The following is a 16,689-nucleotide window of genomic DNA, read 5'->3' on the forward strand; positions in this document are numbered from 1 at the left end:
GGAAGGTCGCTGATGGCAACTGCGCAAGCAACACCGGTCCTGCAACTGACTGGGATCGGCAAGGAGTTCGGCGCGATCCGCGCGCTGCATGATGTCGACATGCAGGTCCTCCCCGGCGAGGTCGTCGGCCTGATGGGCGACAACGGCGCGGGCAAGTCGACACTGGTCAAGATCATCGCCGGCAATTTCCGCCCCAGCCACGGCGAAATCCGCTTCGCCGGCAGCGCGGTTCATTTCAACCGGCCCATCGATGCCCGCGGCGTCGGCATCGAGGTGGTCTATCAGGACCTTGCGCTCGCCGACAATCTCACCGCAGCGGCCAACGTCTTTCTCGGCCGCGAGCTGAAGCGCAGGATCGGGCCGTTCGCGTTGCTCGATCACAAGGCGATGGCGGCGCGTGCGCTGGAGCTGTTCGGCGAGCTGCGTTCGGAAACGCGTCCCGACGATCTCGTCAAGCAGATGTCGGGCGGCCAGCGCCAGGCGGTTGCGATCGCGCGGACGCGGCTCTCCAACGCGAAGCTGGTCATGATGGACGAGCCCACGGCCGCGATCTCGGTCCGCCAGGTCGAGCAGGTGCTCGGCCTGATCCACCGGCTGAAGGAGCAGGGCGTTGCCGTGATGCTGATCTCGCATCGCATGCCCGACGTGTTCGCGGTGTGCGATCGCGTCATCGTCATGCGCCGCGGCGAAAAGCGGGCCGACAAGCCCATCCACCAGACCTCTCCCGAGGAGGTCACCGCCCTGATCACTGGCGCGAAGGAGGCGGCGTGATGGCCATGCCCTTGGAATCCCCGATCACCTTTTCGAACATCGGCAAGATCAGATGGTGGCAGCGCGGCATCTTCGCGTCCCAGACCGGCTATGTCCTGCTCGCGCTGGCAGTGCTGCTGGTGGTCATGCATTTCGCCAGCCCGTACTTCTTCACCGAAGGCAACATGCAGAACGTGGCGAAGAATTTCTCCTTCATCGCCATTGCGACGCTCGGCGTCACCTTCGTAATCATCACCGGCGGCATCGATCTGTCGGTGGGCTCGATGATGTGCTTCTCCGCCATGGTCACCTCGATGGTGATGACCGAGCTGTCGGCGCCCGGCTCGCCGGCAGGCTCCCTGTTCGTGCACATGGCGGCCGACGGCAAGACCGTGCTCGCCAATGTCCCCGGCCTGATCCTGGTGGTTTCGCTTCTCGCCGGCCTCGGCGTCGCGCTGCTCGCCGGCCTCGTCAACGGCTTCTGTATCGCGGTGCTCGGCCTGTCGCCGTTCGTCACCACGCTCGGCATGCTCTCGATCGTGCGCGGGCTCGGCTATGTCGTCTCCAACGGACGCGGCAGCTTTCCAGGTGGGCCGGATGCCGATTATTTCTACGCGCTCACCTCGGGCGACGTGCTCGGCGTGCCGGTGCCATTCATTTATCTGATCGTCCTCGCGCTGGCGATGGCCGTGGTGCTGCACCACAGCGCGTTCGGCCGTCACGTGTTCGCGCTCGGCGGCAACGAGAAGGCGGCCGAACTCACCGGCATCCCGGTCGTGCGGGTGAAGATCGAGGTTTATGTGATCTGCGCGCTCGCCGCAGGCCTCCAGGGCATCATCATCTCCGGCTGGCTCGGATCGGCGCCGGCCAACATGGCGACGTCCTACGAGCTCAATGTGATCGCTGCGGCCGTCATCGGCGGTGCCAATCTCGCTGGCGGCATCGGTGGTCCACTCGGCGCCATCGTCGGCTGCGTGCTGCTCGAAGTGATCCGCAACGGCCTCGTGCTCGCCCAGGTCAGCTCCTACTGGCAGCAGACGCTGGTGGGCGTGATCATCATCCTGGCCGTATTGGTCGACCGCATCCGTTCGCGGATGATCTGAAACGACGTCGTTCCGGGACGGCAACGAAAATGCCGCCTGTCCGCTTCCCGGACGATCTCAAGAGGACAGGCGTCAAAGAAGGGTGGAGGAGACGATGAGGAAATTTATTCTTGCCGGCATTGCGGTCGCGATGATGGCTACGCCGGCGTTTGCCGCAAACTACCGGTTCGTGATCGTGCCCAAGGCGATGAACAATCCGTTCTTCGACTTCGCGCGCGACGGGTGCCTGAAGCGTGCCAAGGAGCTCGGCAATATCGAGTGCATCTACAAGGGGCCGGTCGAACACGAGCCGGCGACGCAGGCCCAGATCATCCAGGACTTCGTCACCCAGAAGGTCGACGGCCTCGCCATTTCGGTTGCCGACGTCGCGGCGATGACCAAGTCGATCGACGCGGCGACGGCGGCCGGCATCCCCGTCATCACCTTCGACGCCGATGCGCCCGGCGCCAAGCGCATCGCCTATATCGGCACCAACAACAAGGAGTTCGGCGTCGCCCTCGGCAAGCAGCTCCTGAAGCTGCGGCCCGACGGCGGCAAATACGCCATGGTCTCGGGTGGTCCCGGCGCCAAGAACCTCGCCGAACGCGTCGACGGCGTCCGCGAGGCGTTGAAGGGCTCGAAATGGACCGAGGTCGCGGGCTCGCCGACGTTCTGCAACGACGATCCCGCGCTGGCGGTTCAGCAGATGACTGACATGCGCACCGCGACGCCCGACCTCGCCGCGATCGTTCCCATTGGCGGCTGGCCGATGTTCGCCCCGGAAGGCTTCAAGGCCTTCGCGTCCAGGTACAAGAAGGATATCGATTCCGGCAAGTTCACGCTTGTCGTCGCCGATACGCTGAAGATGCAGCTCGAGCTGTTGCGCGATGGCTATGCCAATGCGCTGGTCGGCCAGCGTCCGTTCGAGATGGGCGAGAAGGCGATGGACACGCTGCTCGCGATCAAGAAGGGCGAGAAGGTGCCGGAGATCGTCTATACCGGCCTCGATCTCGTCACCAAGGACAACGTTGCCCAGATGTTGAAGTAGGAGCGTCGCCAGCCCCGCGCTCCTGCGTGCCTCTCCCGCTTGCGCTTGTCGCAAGCGGGAGAGATGATTTTGGTTGTCGGGGAAGACTGTTGAGGCAATGGGAATGAAAAGGTCGCGGCTCGGCTCTCTCGATGTCACCTCACTCGGCCTCGGTTCCGCCCCGCTCGGCGGATTGTTCACCCCCGTCAGCGATGCCGATGCGGAAGCGACCATCGCCCGCGCCTGGTCGCTCGGAATCCGCTTCTTCGACACCGCGCCGCTCTACGGCTTTGGCCTCGCGGAGCGACGCCTTGGCGCATTCCTGCGGCAACAACCCCGTGACTCCTTCGCCATCTCGACCAAGGTCGATCGCCTGCTCGACGAGCTCTGCCGCAAGCACGGCACGCAGATGAGCTGGGAGCTGCGTGGGCGAAAACTCGTCGATGCCCGCGCGCCATTGCCGGGCGGAGCGTAAGGCATGATCGTCGACGCTCACCAGCATTTCTGGGATCCCGCGCGCGCCGACTATCCCTGGATGGACGCGCCCGAGCTCACGCCGATCCGGCGTGCCTTCGGTCCGGCCGATCTCGCGCCGCTCTTGAAAGCCAACGGCATCGACGCGAGCATCCTGGTGCAGTGCCGCTCCGCACTGGCGGAGACCGAGGAATTTTTGCGAATCGCGCATGCGACGCCCTCAGTGATTGGCATCGTCGGCTGGGCCGATCTGACCGACGCTGAACTTGGCGAGACGCTGGAGCAGTTGCGTGCTTCGCCCGGCGGCGACAAGCTGGTCGGCATCCGCCACCAGGTCCATGACGAGGCCGACCCGGATTGGCTGTTGCGCGAGGACGTCCAGCGCGGCCTCACGGCCGTGTTCGCGCACGATCTCGCCTACGATTTCCTGGTCCGCACCCGCGAGCTGCCGGCCGCGATCGCAACCGCACAAGCGTTCCCGCAGGCGCGCTTCGTGCTCGACCACGCAGCCAAGCCGCCGATCGCCGATGGCGGAAGCACTGAATGGTCCAATGGCATCGCGGCACTCGCGGCCTGCGGCAATGTCTGGTGCAAGGTCTCGGGGCTGGCGACGGAAGCGGTGTGGAGCGACTGGAATGCGGAGCGGCTGTTTCCATTCGTCGCGCACGCCGCGACCTGCTTTGGCGAGAATCGCCTGATCTTCGGCTCGGACTGGCCGGTATGTTTGCTCGCGGGAAGCTATGGCGAGATCAAGGGCGCGCTGGAGGCCTGCCTGACGAAGCTCGGGCCGCAGGTGAGGGAGAAGGCGTTCGGCGTGAATGCCAAGGCTGCGTATCGGCTGCCGGTGAGTTGAAGTCGCCAGCGCGCGTGTCGCTCAGTGTTCGTCCCCAAACACCCGATCCAGCGCCGCATCGTACGTCGTCTGCACCAGCTCCGGATGCAGCTTCGCCAGCGTCTCCATCATCACGCCTGAGTTGATCTCGAGCACACGCCAGACGCCGTCGACGTGCACGAGGTCGATCGATGCGAAGGTGATGCCGATGGCATTGGCGGCATCGATGGCGAGCTTTGCGCAGGCTGCGCGTAGATCGTCGTCCCGCATCAGCACGGGCGTTGCACCCGCATCGAGATTGTGCCGCCAATCCGGGCCAAGCTGCTTGCTGTAGACGACGAGTGGCACATCGTCGAGCAGTACCACGCGAACTTCATCCTCGATCACGACATAGGGTGAGATCACGAGTCCGGCGCTCATCGAAAAGGCTTCGCCAACCGCATGATCGAGCTCTGTTTCCGTCGTTACCCTGAAGACGGATCGTCCCGACGTCCCGTCGTTCGGCTTCACCACCACGCCTTGCGGATTGTCGTGAAGCAACGCCAGCATGGTCTCTCGCCAGGCGACGCCGACAACCTTCCCGCCCAACTTCGGATTGAGGAAAAGGCGATGGGGAATGCAGGGCACGCCCTCGAGCGCCAGCACCTCGGCGGCGGCCGATTTGTCGTTGGCCAGGCGGTGCGCGATGGCGCTGTTGAGGCCGATGTCGTAGCCGAACGCGAAGCGGCGCTGCTCGCCCCGGCGCATCGCGAGCAGCCAGCCATCGGCGCGGACTTCGAGCGCGATGCCATGGGTTGCGCAATAGCGCTTGATCGCCTGCACGAAGGTCCGCTCGCCACTCGCCATGTGTCTCAGTCGCCAGTCCCAGTCGTCAGTTCCAGTCGATCTTGGCGCCAAAAGCCGCAAAAATCCGGGAAACGGCGCCAAACGGGGGTGAAATCAGAGCTATTCTTAATGAAATTCTCGCGAGCACTACGGAAATTAAGTGCTGTATTCGAGCCCCGGAGGGAAAAGAAATTGCCCTCCGCATGCGCCGGACAGCAGATCCATTAATGGTGTGACCATTTCCGCCGCAAATGCCGGTTTGACCGGCATCAATTGCATCCGGAACGAGGTTGATTATTGGTCTCAATGGCGTAGATCACACTCGCGAAATCCTCCGCCATGGCAATGGTGTCCGCTCCGCTTTCAGGGGCCGGGCAACGCTTTTGCCCTAAAACCGCAATTATTCGGAATATCGAAAATCATGAGCGCGTTTTACCGAGAGAAGGTTCTTTCCGTCCAGCACTGGACCGACACCCTGTTCAGCTTTCGCGCAACCCGCGATTCCGGCTTCCGCTTCCAGAACGGCCAGTTCGCGATGATCGGCCTCGAGGTTGAGGGCCGCCCGCTGCTCCGCGCCTACAGCATGGCGAGCGCCAACCACGAGGAAGAGCTCGAGTTCTTCTCGATCAAGGTTCAGGACGGCCCGCTGACGTCGCGTCTCCAGAAGATCAAGGAAGGCGACACCATCCTGGTCGGCCGCAAGGCGACCGGCACGCTGATCACCGACAACCTCATCCCCGGCAAGCGGCTGATGCTGCTCTCGACCGGCACGGGCTTGGCGCCCTTCGCCAGCCTGATCAAGGACCCCGAGGTTTACGACCAGTTCGACAGCATCGTGCTGGTGCATGGCTGCCGTCAGGTCTCCGAGCTCGCCTATGGCGAGAAGCTCGTCGCCGGTCTTCGCGAGGACGAACTGTTCGGGGAGTTGCTTGCGGACAAGCTCATCTACTACCCGACCGTGACCCGCGAGCCGTTCAAGAACCGCGGCCGCATCACCGATCTCATCAGCTCCGAGCAGATCTTCAACGACATCGGCCAGGGTCCGCTCGACATTGCGACCGACCGCATCATGATGTGCGGCAGCCCGGCGATGCTCGAAGAGCTGAAACTGATGTTCGAGGGCCGCGACTTCGTCGAGGGCTCCGGCAACAAGCCCGGCCATTTCGTGATCGAAAAGGCCTTCGTCGAGCGGTAGGCCCTCTCGGCGTCGTCCTGGCGAAAGCCAGGACGCTTGCCTGGGTAAAGCACCTTGACCGGTTAATGGCCATCCATTCCGGGCTCTGCTGCACCGCAGCAGCCCGCCCATCGGGCTGATTGATTTGTCCCCGCCGAATTCGCTAGCCTGAAACAACCGCCGCGTCATATCCGTATGACAGGCGCGGGCGTATCGTACCGCCTCATGCTGGCGAGAGGATGGGAATCGTGGCCGACGAGAATAAGACGCAGGAATCGCCTCACTTATCGGCCAACGTATCCGCCAAACGGCTGCCGCTGGTGGAAGAGGGGATCATGGAAACCCTGCTGCTGCCATTCTCCCCGCGCTTCATCGTCCTGACGATCTGCGCGGTGGTCACCGCGCTGCTAATCGGCATCGGCATCGCCGACCGCAAGATCTTCGACATCCTGCTGATCCCGATTCTGATCTTCGGCGCGTTGACGCTGCTGGGCGTCCGCGACCTCATGCAGAAGGGCCACGCCGTCCTGCGCAACTACCCGATCTCGGCGCATATCCGCTTCCTGCTCGAAGAAATTCGCCCGGAGATGCGGCAGTATTTCTTCGAGAGCGAGAAGGACGGCATGCCGTTCTCGCGCGACATTCGTGCGGTGGTCTATCAGCGCGCCAAGATGCAGCTCGACAAGCGTCCGTTCGGCACCCAGGAGGACGTCTACCGCGAGGGTTATGAGTGGATGCATCACTCGGTCTCGCCGAAGACGCATGCCGAGGAGAAATTCCGCGTCACCATCGGCGGCCCGGATTGCGCCAAGCCGTATTCGGCTTCGGTGTTCAACATCTCCGCGATGAGTTTTGGCGCGCTCAGCCCGAACGCCGTGCGCGCGCTGAATGCCGGCGCCAAGAAGGGCGGCTTCGCGCACGACACCGGCGAGGGCGGCTTCAGCCCCTATCACGCGGAGATGGGCGGCGACATCATCTGGGAGATCGGTTCGGGCTATTTCGGCTGCCGCCATCTCGACGGCGCCTTCGATCCCGAAGCCTTCGCGCGCGTCGCGAGCCAGGACCAGATCAAGATGGTCGAGCTCAAGATCAGCCAGGGCGCCAAGCCCGGTCATGGCGGCGTGCTGCCGGCGGCGAAAGTCTCGGAGGAGATTTCCAAGATCCGCGGCGTCGCGATGGGTGAGGATTGTATCTCGCCGGCCTCGCATCGCGCCTTCTCGACACCCTTCGGCATGATGCAGTTCATCGGCGAGATGCGAAAGCTCGCCGGCGGCAAGCCGACCGGCTTCAAGCTGTGCATCGGCCATCCCTGGGAATTTTTGGCGATCTGCAAGGCAATGATCGAGACCGGCATCTATCCTGACTTCATCGTGGTCGACGGCAACGAGGGCGGCACCGGCGCCGCGCCGCTCGAGTTCATGGACCATTTGGGCATGCCGATGCGGGAGGGCGTCAATTTCGTCCACAACGCTCTGATAGGCATCAACGCACGCGACCGCATCAAGATCGGCGCCTCCGGCAAGATCGCCACCGCGTTCGACATGGCACGTGCCATGTCGATCGGCGCGGACTACTGCAATTCGGCGCGCGGCTTCATGTTCTCGCTCGGCTGCATCCAGTCGCTGAGCTGCCACACCGACCGTTGCCCGACCGGCGTCGCGACGCAGGACCCGACGCGTGCGCGTGCGCTCTATGTGCCGCTCAAGATCGACCGCGTGCACAATTATCACCTTGCGACGCTGCACTCGCTGACCGAGCTGATCGCCGCGGCCGGTCTCGAACATCCGCAGCAGCTGCGCCCGATCCATTTCTCGCAGCGCACCTCGACGACGGACGTGAAATCGTTCGCGCAGCTTTATCCGTCGCTGCGTCCGGGCGAACTGCTCGAAGGCACCGAAGACCCGCGCTTCCGCGACGCCTGGCGGATGGCGCGGACAGAGACGTTCCAGCCGGCGCTGTAGGCGCCGGTCCACTTGCAAGGCCGCAGGCCCCGCGCGCAAAAGCATCGCAACGAGGACTGCGTTTAACGTTTGGTTCAACTTTGGGTTAGATTGTCGCCATGGATGAGCGGCGCGACAAGGCAAGGCATCGCGTGCTGAAGGCCGGAACGATCGAGTTCGGCGGCGGCGGCGCGATCGACTGCACCATCCGCAACCTGTCCGATACCGGCGCCGCGCTCGACGTCAGCAGTCCCGTCGGCATCCCCGACCGTTTCAGCCTGTTCGTCCAGGCCGACGGAACACATCTCGCCTGCACCGTGATCTGGCGCAAGGAAAAGCGGATCGGGGTGAGGTTCGGGTGAGGGCTCCAGCGCACTAGGCCGGGACGACGTGAAGCTTAGTGCGGCGATCTGCATTTCAACACGTCGCCGCTCGCTCACCCCGTTTCTACTTCGCTCCGCCGGCTCGCGAGAATCTTGTCGATCCTCCGTCCGTCGAGATCGACCACCTCGATGTGCCAGTCGCCGAAGTCGAAGGCGTCGCCGACATCAGGCAGCACGTTGAACTGTTGCAGCACGAGGCCGGCGACGGTGTTGTAGCGGTGCGGCGGCAGTTCGATGCCGAGCAGCTCGCCGAATTCGTCGACCGGCATCCAGCCTGAGACCAGCAGCGAATCGTCCGCGCGCTTGACGTAGGCCGGTTCCGGCGGGCCTTCCTCTGAATGGAAGGCGCCGACGATCGATTCCAGAATGTCAGCCGTCGTCACGATGCCTTCGAAGGCGCCGTATTCGTCGTAGACGAGGCCCACATGCACCGGCGCAGCCTTGAGGATCGCCAGCACGTCGCGGGCATCGGCCGAGGCGGGAATGCCCGGCGCCTCGCGAACCAGCACGCGCAAATCCGGCGTGCGCTCGTTCATGAAGGCGACCAGCAGGTCCTTGGCCTGGAGCACGCCAATCGGCTTGTCGCGGTCGCCGTCGGAGACGGGAAAGCGTGAATGCGGACTCTTGGCGATGGTCGCTCGAATGCTCTCCGGCGTATCGTTCAGGTCGATCTCGTTGACCTCCGTGCGCGGCGTCATGATCGCGCCGACCGGCCGATCGCCGAGCCGCATCACGCCCGCGATCATCTCCTTTTCACCTGACTCGAGCACGCCCGCGCTTTCGGCTTCGCTGACGAGATGATGGATCTCGTCTTCCGAGACCTTCTCTTCGGACTTGCCGCCATGGCCGAGCAGCGTGAGGATCAGCTTGCCGGAGAGATCGAGCAGGAAGACCAGCGGCAGCGAGACCTTCGCAAGCACGTGCATCGCGGGTGCAACCCTGACCGCGATGCTCTCGGGGTCACGCAGCGCCACCTGCTTCGGCACCAGCTCGCCGACGATCAGGGTGGCGTAGGTGATGAGCGTGACAACCAGGCCCACGCCGACGATGTCGGCAATTCCTGCGGACAGGCCGAGCTCGAGCAGCCATTGCGTCAGCCGCTGTCCGAGCGTCGCGCCCGAGAACGCGCCGGAGAGGACGCCGACCAGTGTGATCCCGATCTGCACCGTCGAGAGGAATTTGCCGGGATCGGCCGCGAGCGTCAGCGCCCGCTCGGCGCCGCGGACGCCCTTGGCGGCGAGCATCGACAGCCGGGCCGGACGTGACGAGACCACGGCCAGCTCGGACATGGACAGCAAGCCGTTGATGACGATCAGGACGACGACGATGGCGAGTTCGGCGGAGAGCATTGATGTTCCGAGGTAATGGAGTGTGGCGCGGATGGCGACACAGGCCTTGATATAGGTATTCGGGGGAGAAATGCCGACGATTCTGTCGTATCCGGCATCGCGAAGGAACTTCGGCGACACCGTCCGGAAGGCACTCGAAGCCCAATACTCCGCGGAACTACGGGCATGCCGTTGCTTAACGGGCTCTTAGCGGCAACCGGCTAAGTTTTCGGCATTTGCAGGAATGTATTCGGGGGATCAGATGCGGATCGGGAAGCTCTTTGCGCTGTCGATGCTGACGGTGACGGTTTTTGCAGTCATCCTTGGCGCCGAGGTGCTGATACCCCAGGCGCGCATCTTCGCGAACCGCTCCGACGCGATCAAGACGGTCAACGCCTTTGGTGCGACCCTGACGGTCAGTCAGCACATTGCTAGCCTTCGTGCCCCCTACATTTCCCCGATTTTCCAGGAGAACGCTGCGACCCAGGTCCAGATCGAAGCCGCCGCGAAGGCGGCGAAAGCGGTCGATGTCGCGTTCGAGGGGGCAAGGCGCGCCATCATGGTGCTGGATGATTCCGGGCCAATGATCGAAAACCTGGACCGTACCGCGCGGCGGCTCAAGGATATCACCACCGCGGCAGATCGCGCGATGAGCGTTCCGCTGGCGACGCGCGACAGCGCTGCGATCAAGGGCTTCCTTCCGGGCGTTGCCGAGGTCATCGGCAATATCGAGCCGATCATGAACCGGCTCGAAGCGAAGGTCATCAATGCCGATTCCTCGCTTGCGGCACTGTTGAGCCTGGCGCGAACGGCGCAGGATCTGCGCGTCTCGGCCGGTAGCCGCGCCGCCTCGCTGTCGCCGGCGCTGAGCGCACGCCGACCGCTCACGGCGGTCGAATTCTCGCTGATGGATCGGATGCAGGGACGTGTCGAGGCCGACCGCGAGCGCATCGAGGCCGGCATCGACCAGCTCGGAAGCCCGCCCCGCATCGCCAGCGCGCAGAAGGCGGCGACGGATTCTTATTTCGGGAAAGCAGCGCTCATCGTGGACAAGGAGATGCCCGCGGCACGTGGCGACGGCAAGTACGGCATCAACGCCGAAGAGTTGGCCAACGTCATCGTACCCGCCATCCAGATGTTCTACGGCGTGCGCGATGCCGCCTTGGTCGAAGCTGCCGAGCGCGCCTCGGCCGCGCGCGACGGCGCGCTTGCGATGCTCGCGCTCGCGGGCGTGGCGGTGCTGGCGTTGCTGGGGACACTCGCTGGCGTGACCATGATGCTGCGCCGGCGCGTGGTGACGCCGCTGGGCCGGCTCGCGGACGTGATCGCAACGCTTGCGGCTGGGCAGCACGAGGTCGAGATTCCCGTGACGGGCCGCAATGACGAGATCAGCCAGGTGGCGGGCTCGCTCCAGCACTTCAAGGACTCGCTCTCCGCCAAGAAGGCCGCCGACGAGGCCGCCGCGGTCGAAGCCGAGGCGAAGCTCCAGCGTAGCCAGCGCATGGACCAGATCGCGCGCGATTTCGAAGCGTTGATCGGCGACGTCATCAACACTGTGTCGTCGGCATCGTCGGAGCTGGAAGTGTCGGCGGGAACGCTGACGAGTACCGCCGATCAATCGGAAAAGGTCACCGCGACGGTCGCGGCCGCCTCCGAACAGGCCTCCACCAACGTGCAGACCGTTGCCGCGGCCGCGGAGGAAATGGCGTCCTCGGTCGACGAGATCGGCCGTCAGGTCCAGGATTCCGCGCGGGTGGCCAGCGAAGCGGTGCAGCAGGCCGCGCGGACCAACGACTATGTCGGCGAGCTCGCCAAGGCTGCCGGCCGGATCGGCGACGTGGTCGAGCTCATCAGCCAGATCGCGGGCCAGACCAATCTTCTGGCGCTCAATGCAACGATCGAGGCGGCGCGCGCCGGCGAGGCCGGGCGCGGCTTCGCCGTGGTCGCCTCCGAGGTCAAGGCGCTGGCCGAGCAGACCGCCAAGGCCACCGGCGAGATCAGCCAGCAGATCACGGGAATTCAGAGCGCGACGGAGGATTCGGTCGGCGCCATCAAGTCGATCAGCGACACCATCACCCGCATGTCCGAGATCGCATCGGCGATCGCTTCCGCGGTCGAGGAGCAGGGCGCGGCGACGCGGGAGATTTCCCGCAATGTGCAGCAGGCGGCACGCGGCACCCAACAGGTCTCCGCCAGCATCGTCGACGTGCAGCGCGGCGCGAGCCAGACCGGATCGGCCTCCTCCACCGTGCTTGCGTCAGCGAAGTCGCTGTCCGGCGAGAGCAGCCGCCTCAAGGTCGAGGTCGGGAAGTTCCTGGACGCGATCCGGGCCGCCTAAGAAGGTCATTGTCGAGGGAAGCGGCTTCACCTAGGCTCGCACCACCGGGGATGTCGCAGCCTCCCCGTGAAGTGGTGATCCCACGCAAGCGCTGCTCGCTGACGTTTGGAGCGAGCAATGGACGGGATCACAGTCGAACTACCGCTTTTCCTGTTGGCCACCTTCGCCGGTGCATTCGTCGCCGGCCTCTCCGGCTTTGCCTTCGGCCTCGTCGCGGCATCGCTGTGGCTTTACGTGCTGACGCCGCTTCAGAGCGCCAGCCTGATCGTCGGCTTCGGCCTCCTGGTTCAGGGCTACTCGGTCTGGAAGCTGCGCGGCGCGCTCGACTGGCGCCGGCTATGGCCCTTCATGGTCGGTGCCGTCGTGGGCGTGCCCGTCGGCGTGTCACTCCTGACTTCGGCCGATCCCAAGAATGTCCGCATCGCGGTTGGAGCGATCCTGATCGTCTACAGCCTCCATGCGTTCTTCAGGCCAAAACTCAAGGTCGCGACCATCGTGCCGCCGTCCGCCGAAATGACCATCGGTTTCGTCAACGGCCTGCTGGGTGGATTGACCGGCCTTGCCGGCATCATCATCACCATCTGGTGCAATCTGCGCGGTCTGCCCAAGGACGTCCAGCGCGCCACGTTCCAGCCCGTAGCAGTCGTGGTGTTCGCCACGGCGGCGCTCTTTCTGGGGACCAAGGGAGCGCTGACGTTCGAGACCGCAAAGCTGTTCGCGCTCGGCCTGCCGTTTCTCTTTGCGGGAACGTGGCTCGGGCTGAAACTGTTCGGCCGCATCGATGAGGCCGCGTTCCGCAAGATCGTGCTCGCGCTGCTGTTCGTCTCGGGCGTCGCGCTGTTGTTCTGAGCCGCGCTCAGAACTCGCCGTGCAGTCGTCCCGAGAACACCGACACCGGGCCGCGGTCGGCGTTGTAGGCGGGATTGACGATGAGCTGGTAGTCGGCGGTGAGGGTGAGACTCTTGTTCAGCGCGTAGGCGTAATAGGTTTCGAGGATGCGCTCGCGGCGGTAGTTGAGCGCGCCGTCGCCGATAAGAACACCGAGGCCGCCGGCGGCCAGGAAGTCGCGATAATCCTGCGAGATGGCATTGATGGCGCCGCCGACGCCAATCACGTCATCGGGCCGGCCCCATTTCGTGCCCTTGATCGAAAGACCACCGGACAGGCTGCGGTGAATGTCGGTGAAGGCCAGCGTCTCGGTCTTGCCGTCATTCCAGCTCCAACGGCCGAACAGACCGACATCCTCGGTGATCGCCTGCTCGAGGTTGAGCACGTAGCCATACTTCAGACGGCCGCGCCGGGTCTGCGCAATGTCGAGATTGAGCGCCGGATTGTTCAGCGTCTCGCGGAAGCTGCCCATATTGGCGCTGTCGAGCCAGCCTATGGTCCTGAGCTTGCCGGGCTGGCCAAGCAGCGAGAAGCGCGTTTCGAGCTCGAGCACGTACTGGCCGCGCTCGCCGACCCTGGTGTCGAAATGATTCGAATTGGACTCGGCGACCATCAGGAAGTAGCCGCCGCGCAACGCCCACTGCTTTTGGTTCAGCTCGGCGGTGACGCCGTAGGTGAGGCCAACCTTGTCGGCGGAATAGTCGAAGGCGCCTGGCGCCCACAGCGACCAGTTCATGAAGTCCTTGCGGGTGTCCTTGGCGTAGGCGTTGCCGTCGAACACGTCGATCACGGGGAATTTGCCGGCCTGCACCGTGAGCCTGGAAACGTCGACCTTCTGTCCGAGCTGCAACTGGCCGCTCGCGAGCTCTTCCTGCTCGCCGCCAAAGCCAAACGTCTGGCGCACGAACAGGCGCGAGGTGTTGTAATGCGGATAGGGAAAGTTCGACTTCTGCGCTTCGCCATTCGGGAAGCCGGCCGCACCGACGGTGTCGTTCAATCCAAATCCCTGCAGCAGTTCGGGATTGTAATAGACCTCGCCGCCGTCCCACAGCTTTGCGTTCAGGAACAGGCTGTTGCTCCAGGTCGCCTTGGCCTGCCGTGATGGCGAGAGCGAGTTCGGCCCGGTGTAGAGGGCGGGGAACGAAGGATAGCCTTGCGGCAGATACGTGCTCTGGCCGTGGATCTCCCAGCGATCCGATTCCGTGTCGATCAGCGAGCCGATTCCCGAGCTCTTGGGATTGTAGCTCGGCATGCCCGGCCAATCGACCTTGCGGTTGAGGCCAAGCCGGACCGACTGGAAGTCGAGCGATGAAGAATTGCATTGGGCGCCCGTGGAGAAGGCGACATTGCCGCCGTCGAAGCGGCTGTAGAGATATTCGACCCGTGCGCTCCAATGCGGCGCGAAACCGTATTCGATGCCAGCACCCGCGATCCAGCCGGGCCGCGTGTTCAGGATTTTCGGGACTGCTTCGCCTGCGGCTGGCGTGTCGAAATAGCGCTCACCCATCCAAGCAAAGCCGCCGGTGGCATAGACCAGCCATGGACCGCTGGTGTAGCCGAGGCGCCCGCGCACGCTCGCGGTGTAGTCCCATTGCTGCGTGACGGTGTTGGCGGGTGTCGCCAGGACGGAAACGATCGAGTTGGAGGTGATGTAGTTCGGAAAAGAAAAATCCCCTTCGACGCCGAGAAGCCAGCCGGAATTGAGACGGTAATTGTAGCCGGCCTGCACGCCGCCGATCATGCCGCTGAAGACGCCGCTGTCGTTGATGCCGGTGCCGTCGTTCAGCGCGGAGCGCGACGAGCCGAGGCTGTAGCCGGCATGCGCACCGATGTAGAGGCCGGTCCAGTCATAGACGGCCTTCAGCGCTGGTGCCTTCAGCGGCAGATCAGCCGCGCGGCTGGCGGCGGGCAAAGCCAAGACGCCCGAGGCAATCGCCGCGGCCGTCCGCAAATACCTGTAACGGTGACCCCTCAACGTCAAAACGCACGCCCCCAAAGCGAGTGTGTCCACTCGCCGCACTATCCCTGCCGATTCGCGGCGACCCTGTCATCAGGATTAGGTGCTCCGCGATCGAACGAGATGATCTCGATCCGGCCCGATTTCTTCCCAAGCTCCTGAGCCTGTTGCGAACCTTATTGCGATTAATTCGCAATAGCAACTGATGCGGATTGCCGCAGAGGATGGTTCGCACCGCTCTGTGACGGGACTGCAACAAATTCCGAGGCGCAAAAACAGTTGACCCCGCCCGGGGGGACATCCGGGCGGGGTCGGGGGCACGACACGGGGTGGATGAGGCGCCCGTGTCGGACGCGGGATCCACGTGAGATCGGCCTCAGGGACTCAAATCAGAAGCAGGTACGAACGCGGCCAACGTACTGGCCGTAGGCGTTGCACTGGGCGGCCCAGCCGCAGCGATGATAGCCGTTGTAATAGGGGTCGTTGCTGGCGGCGATCGCGGAGCCGACGACGGCGGCGGTGGCGATGCCCAGGCCGACGCCGACGCCCCAGCCGAGCGGCTTGGCTTGCGCCTGCGAGGTGGTGGCGACGACGCTGCCGGTCAGGGTGAGCGCGGTGAGGGCAACTGCGAAAATCTTGGTCTTGATCGACATGTGAAACTCCATCCGGGTTGAGGCGGTCCGTTGTGGCCCGCGTACCGAGTTGGACGGAGGCTCCGCGCGTCCGGTTCGAAACCGGCAAAAGCGGAGCTCGACTTTGAATCTTTCCCGAATGATTCCAGCAGGATAAGCGCTAACCGAGCGGGCCTTTGGCGAGCCTGTTCACGTCGAAGTTATCGACCTCGGCAAGCAGCTCGCAAAAAGCGCGGGCGCCCTGGTCGATCAGTTGCTCGCCCTTCGCGGCCACGGCCAGCGTCGCATTGCCGACCGCGCCGCTTGGGTTGAGATCCTGCGCCTGCCAGGCGAATGGTGCGGGTCGCTGCGTCGACAGCCAGCGATATTGCTGCTCCATCGCGATGCTGCTCGCGGGAAAATCCGCGATCGCATCACCGCGTACCTGATCGGGATAGCGCGCCAGCATGATTGAGGTCTCGACCGCGCCGCCATGAATGCCGTGGCGCACTTCGTCGGCCGGGAACAGGCTGTCCGCGCCCGACAACCGCGACCACGACGTCGTCACCACGAACAGCTTCTGATGCGCGCGAAGATCCTGCGCGATCAGCATCATGGCCGCGCTGTTGCCGCCATGGCTGGTGATGATGACGAGCTTCTTCAATCCGCGACGCGCGACATCTTCGCCAATCGCGGTCCATTTTTTCAACGCGATGTCGGTCGGCAGCGTCTGCGTGCCCGGATAGTCGATATGCTCGGTGGAAATCCCGATCGGTTCAACGGGCAGGAAACTGGCCGGAGCGCTCTCGGGCAGCAGCTCGCGCACCCGCGCGAGATAGGTGTCGGCGATCAGCACGTCGGTCTCGAGCGGCAGATGCGGGCCGTGCTGCTCGGTCGCCGCCAGCGGCAGCACTGCGATCCAGCGCGACACCTCGGCGGGGCTGGCATCGGCCCAGCGGATCTCGGTCCAGTCGCGGGAAGGCGTCATCAAGGTTTCTTTGCCCGAATTTGTCGCGTAATTTGGGGTATCAGGGGACGCGGGCCAGGCCGGCTCGCGTCCCTGAATGTCTTGCGGTTTTA

Annotated in this window: 14 protein-coding genes and 1 pseudogene; 10 read left to right on the forward strand and 5 right to left on the reverse strand. The window is 64.1% G+C overall.

The window, feature by feature from the left end; all coding sequences use genetic code 11:
* Nucleotides 1–12 precede the first annotated feature (12 nt).
* From FXB41_RS02045 to FXB41_RS02065, 5 genes and pseudogenes are all read left to right on the forward strand, one after another.
* Entirely contained in the window at nt 13–771 is a 759-nt protein-coding gene (locus FXB41_RS02045) for an ATP-binding cassette domain-containing protein (protein WP_219679093.1), read from the forward strand.
* Nucleotides 771–1,853: an ABC transporter permease gene (locus FXB41_RS02050; RefSeq protein ID WP_219679096.1), complete on the forward strand. Its 1,083-nt coding sequence runs from the start codon at nt 771–773 to the stop codon at nt 1,851–1,853. Before FXB41_RS02045 ends, FXB41_RS02050 begins: the two co-directional genes overlap by 1 nt.
* Nucleotides 1,854–1,947: 94 nt before the next feature.
* Nucleotides 1,948–2,880, forward strand: coding sequence for a sugar-binding protein (locus tag FXB41_RS02055; protein WP_007597831.1), 933 nt, complete (start codon nt 1,948–1,950; stop codon nt 2,878–2,880).
* A gap of 103 nt (nt 2,881–2,983) precedes the next feature.
* Nucleotides 2,984–3,238, forward strand: a pseudogene (locus tag FXB41_RS02060) (aldo/keto reductase); the annotation flags it as partial.
* Between the two features lie 99 nt (nt 3,239–3,337).
* On the forward strand, nt 3,338–4,186 hold the full coding sequence (locus FXB41_RS02065) for an amidohydrolase family protein (protein WP_219679098.1): 849 nt from the start codon (nt 3,338–3,340) through the stop codon (nt 4,184–4,186).
* A gap of 21 nt (nt 4,187–4,207) precedes the next feature.
* On the opposite strand, the gene FXB41_RS02070 is transcribed toward FXB41_RS02065, so the two are convergent.
* The gene (locus tag FXB41_RS02070; protein WP_219679100.1) at nt 4,208–5,011 is read right to left on the reverse strand and encodes an ATP-grasp domain-containing protein; all 804 of its coding nucleotides are present in this window, start codon (nt 5,009–5,011) and stop codon (nt 4,208–4,210) included.
* Nucleotides 5,012–5,411: 400 nt separating this feature from the next.
* Between FXB41_RS02070 and FXB41_RS02075 the strand changes: the two genes are divergently transcribed.
* The 3 genes from FXB41_RS02075 (at nt 5,412) to FXB41_RS02085 (ending at nt 8,466) form a co-directional block, all read left to right on the forward strand.
* Entirely contained in the window at nt 5,412–6,185 is a 774-nt protein-coding gene (locus tag FXB41_RS02075) for a ferredoxin--NADP reductase (RefSeq protein ID WP_007597827.1), read from the forward strand.
* A 218-nt stretch (nt 6,186–6,403) separates the two neighbouring features.
* Complete coding sequence (locus FXB41_RS02080; protein ID WP_219679102.1) at nt 6,404–8,125, forward strand: FMN-binding glutamate synthase family protein; 1,722 nt, start codon at nt 6,404–6,406, stop codon at nt 8,123–8,125.
* A gap of 98 nt (nt 8,126–8,223) precedes the next feature.
* On the forward strand, nt 8,224–8,466 hold the full coding sequence (locus tag FXB41_RS02085) for a PilZ domain-containing protein (protein ID WP_219679104.1): 243 nt from the start codon (nt 8,224–8,226) through the stop codon (nt 8,464–8,466).
* Between the two features lie 74 nt (nt 8,467–8,540).
* Here the strand turns inward: FXB41_RS02085 and FXB41_RS02090 are convergent, their stop codons facing one another.
* Nucleotides 8,541–9,836 (reverse strand): hemolysin family protein, encoded by a 1,296-nt coding sequence (locus FXB41_RS02090; protein ID WP_219679107.1) that lies wholly within the window; start codon nt 9,834–9,836, stop codon nt 8,541–8,543.
* 241 nt (nt 9,837–10,077) lie between these two features.
* On the opposite strand from FXB41_RS02090, the gene FXB41_RS02095 reads away from it, so the two are divergent.
* Both FXB41_RS02095 and FXB41_RS02100 read left to right on the forward strand, forming a co-directional pair.
* On the forward strand, nt 10,078–12,153 hold the full coding sequence (locus tag FXB41_RS02095) for a methyl-accepting chemotaxis protein (RefSeq protein WP_219679110.1): 2,076 nt from the start codon (nt 10,078–10,080) through the stop codon (nt 12,151–12,153).
* A gap of 117 nt (nt 12,154–12,270) precedes the next feature.
* On the forward strand, nt 12,271–13,002 hold the full coding sequence (locus FXB41_RS02100) for a sulfite exporter TauE/SafE family protein (protein ID WP_219679113.1): 732 nt from the start codon (nt 12,271–12,273) through the stop codon (nt 13,000–13,002).
* A gap of 7 nt (nt 13,003–13,009) precedes the next feature.
* On the opposite strand, the gene FXB41_RS02105 is transcribed toward FXB41_RS02100, so the two are convergent.
* The 3 genes from FXB41_RS02105 to FXB41_RS02115 all read right to left on the reverse strand — a co-directional run bounded on the left by FXB41_RS02105 (nt 13,010) and on the right by FXB41_RS02115 (nt 16,597).
* Entirely contained in the window at nt 13,010–14,992 is a 1,983-nt protein-coding gene (locus FXB41_RS02105) for a carbohydrate porin (RefSeq protein WP_219679176.1), read from the reverse strand.
* A 395-nt stretch (nt 14,993–15,387) separates the two neighbouring features.
* Nucleotides 15,388–15,651 carry a hypothetical protein gene (locus tag FXB41_RS02110; RefSeq protein ID WP_219679115.1) on the reverse strand — a complete coding sequence of 88 codons (264 nt, stop codon included), beginning with the start codon at nt 15,649–15,651 and terminating at the stop codon, nt 15,388–15,390.
* Nucleotides 15,652–15,790: 139 nt separating this feature from the next.
* Nucleotides 15,791–16,597, reverse strand: coding sequence for a creatininase family protein (locus tag FXB41_RS02115; protein ID WP_219679117.1), 807 nt, complete (start codon nt 16,595–16,597; stop codon nt 15,791–15,793).
* Between the last annotated feature and the right edge of the window lie 92 nt (nt 16,598–16,689).

Origin of the sequence: Bradyrhizobium canariense (assembly GCF_019402665.1) — a bacterium.
Classification (GTDB): Bacteria; Pseudomonadota; Alphaproteobacteria; order Rhizobiales; family Xanthobacteraceae; genus Bradyrhizobium; species Bradyrhizobium canariense.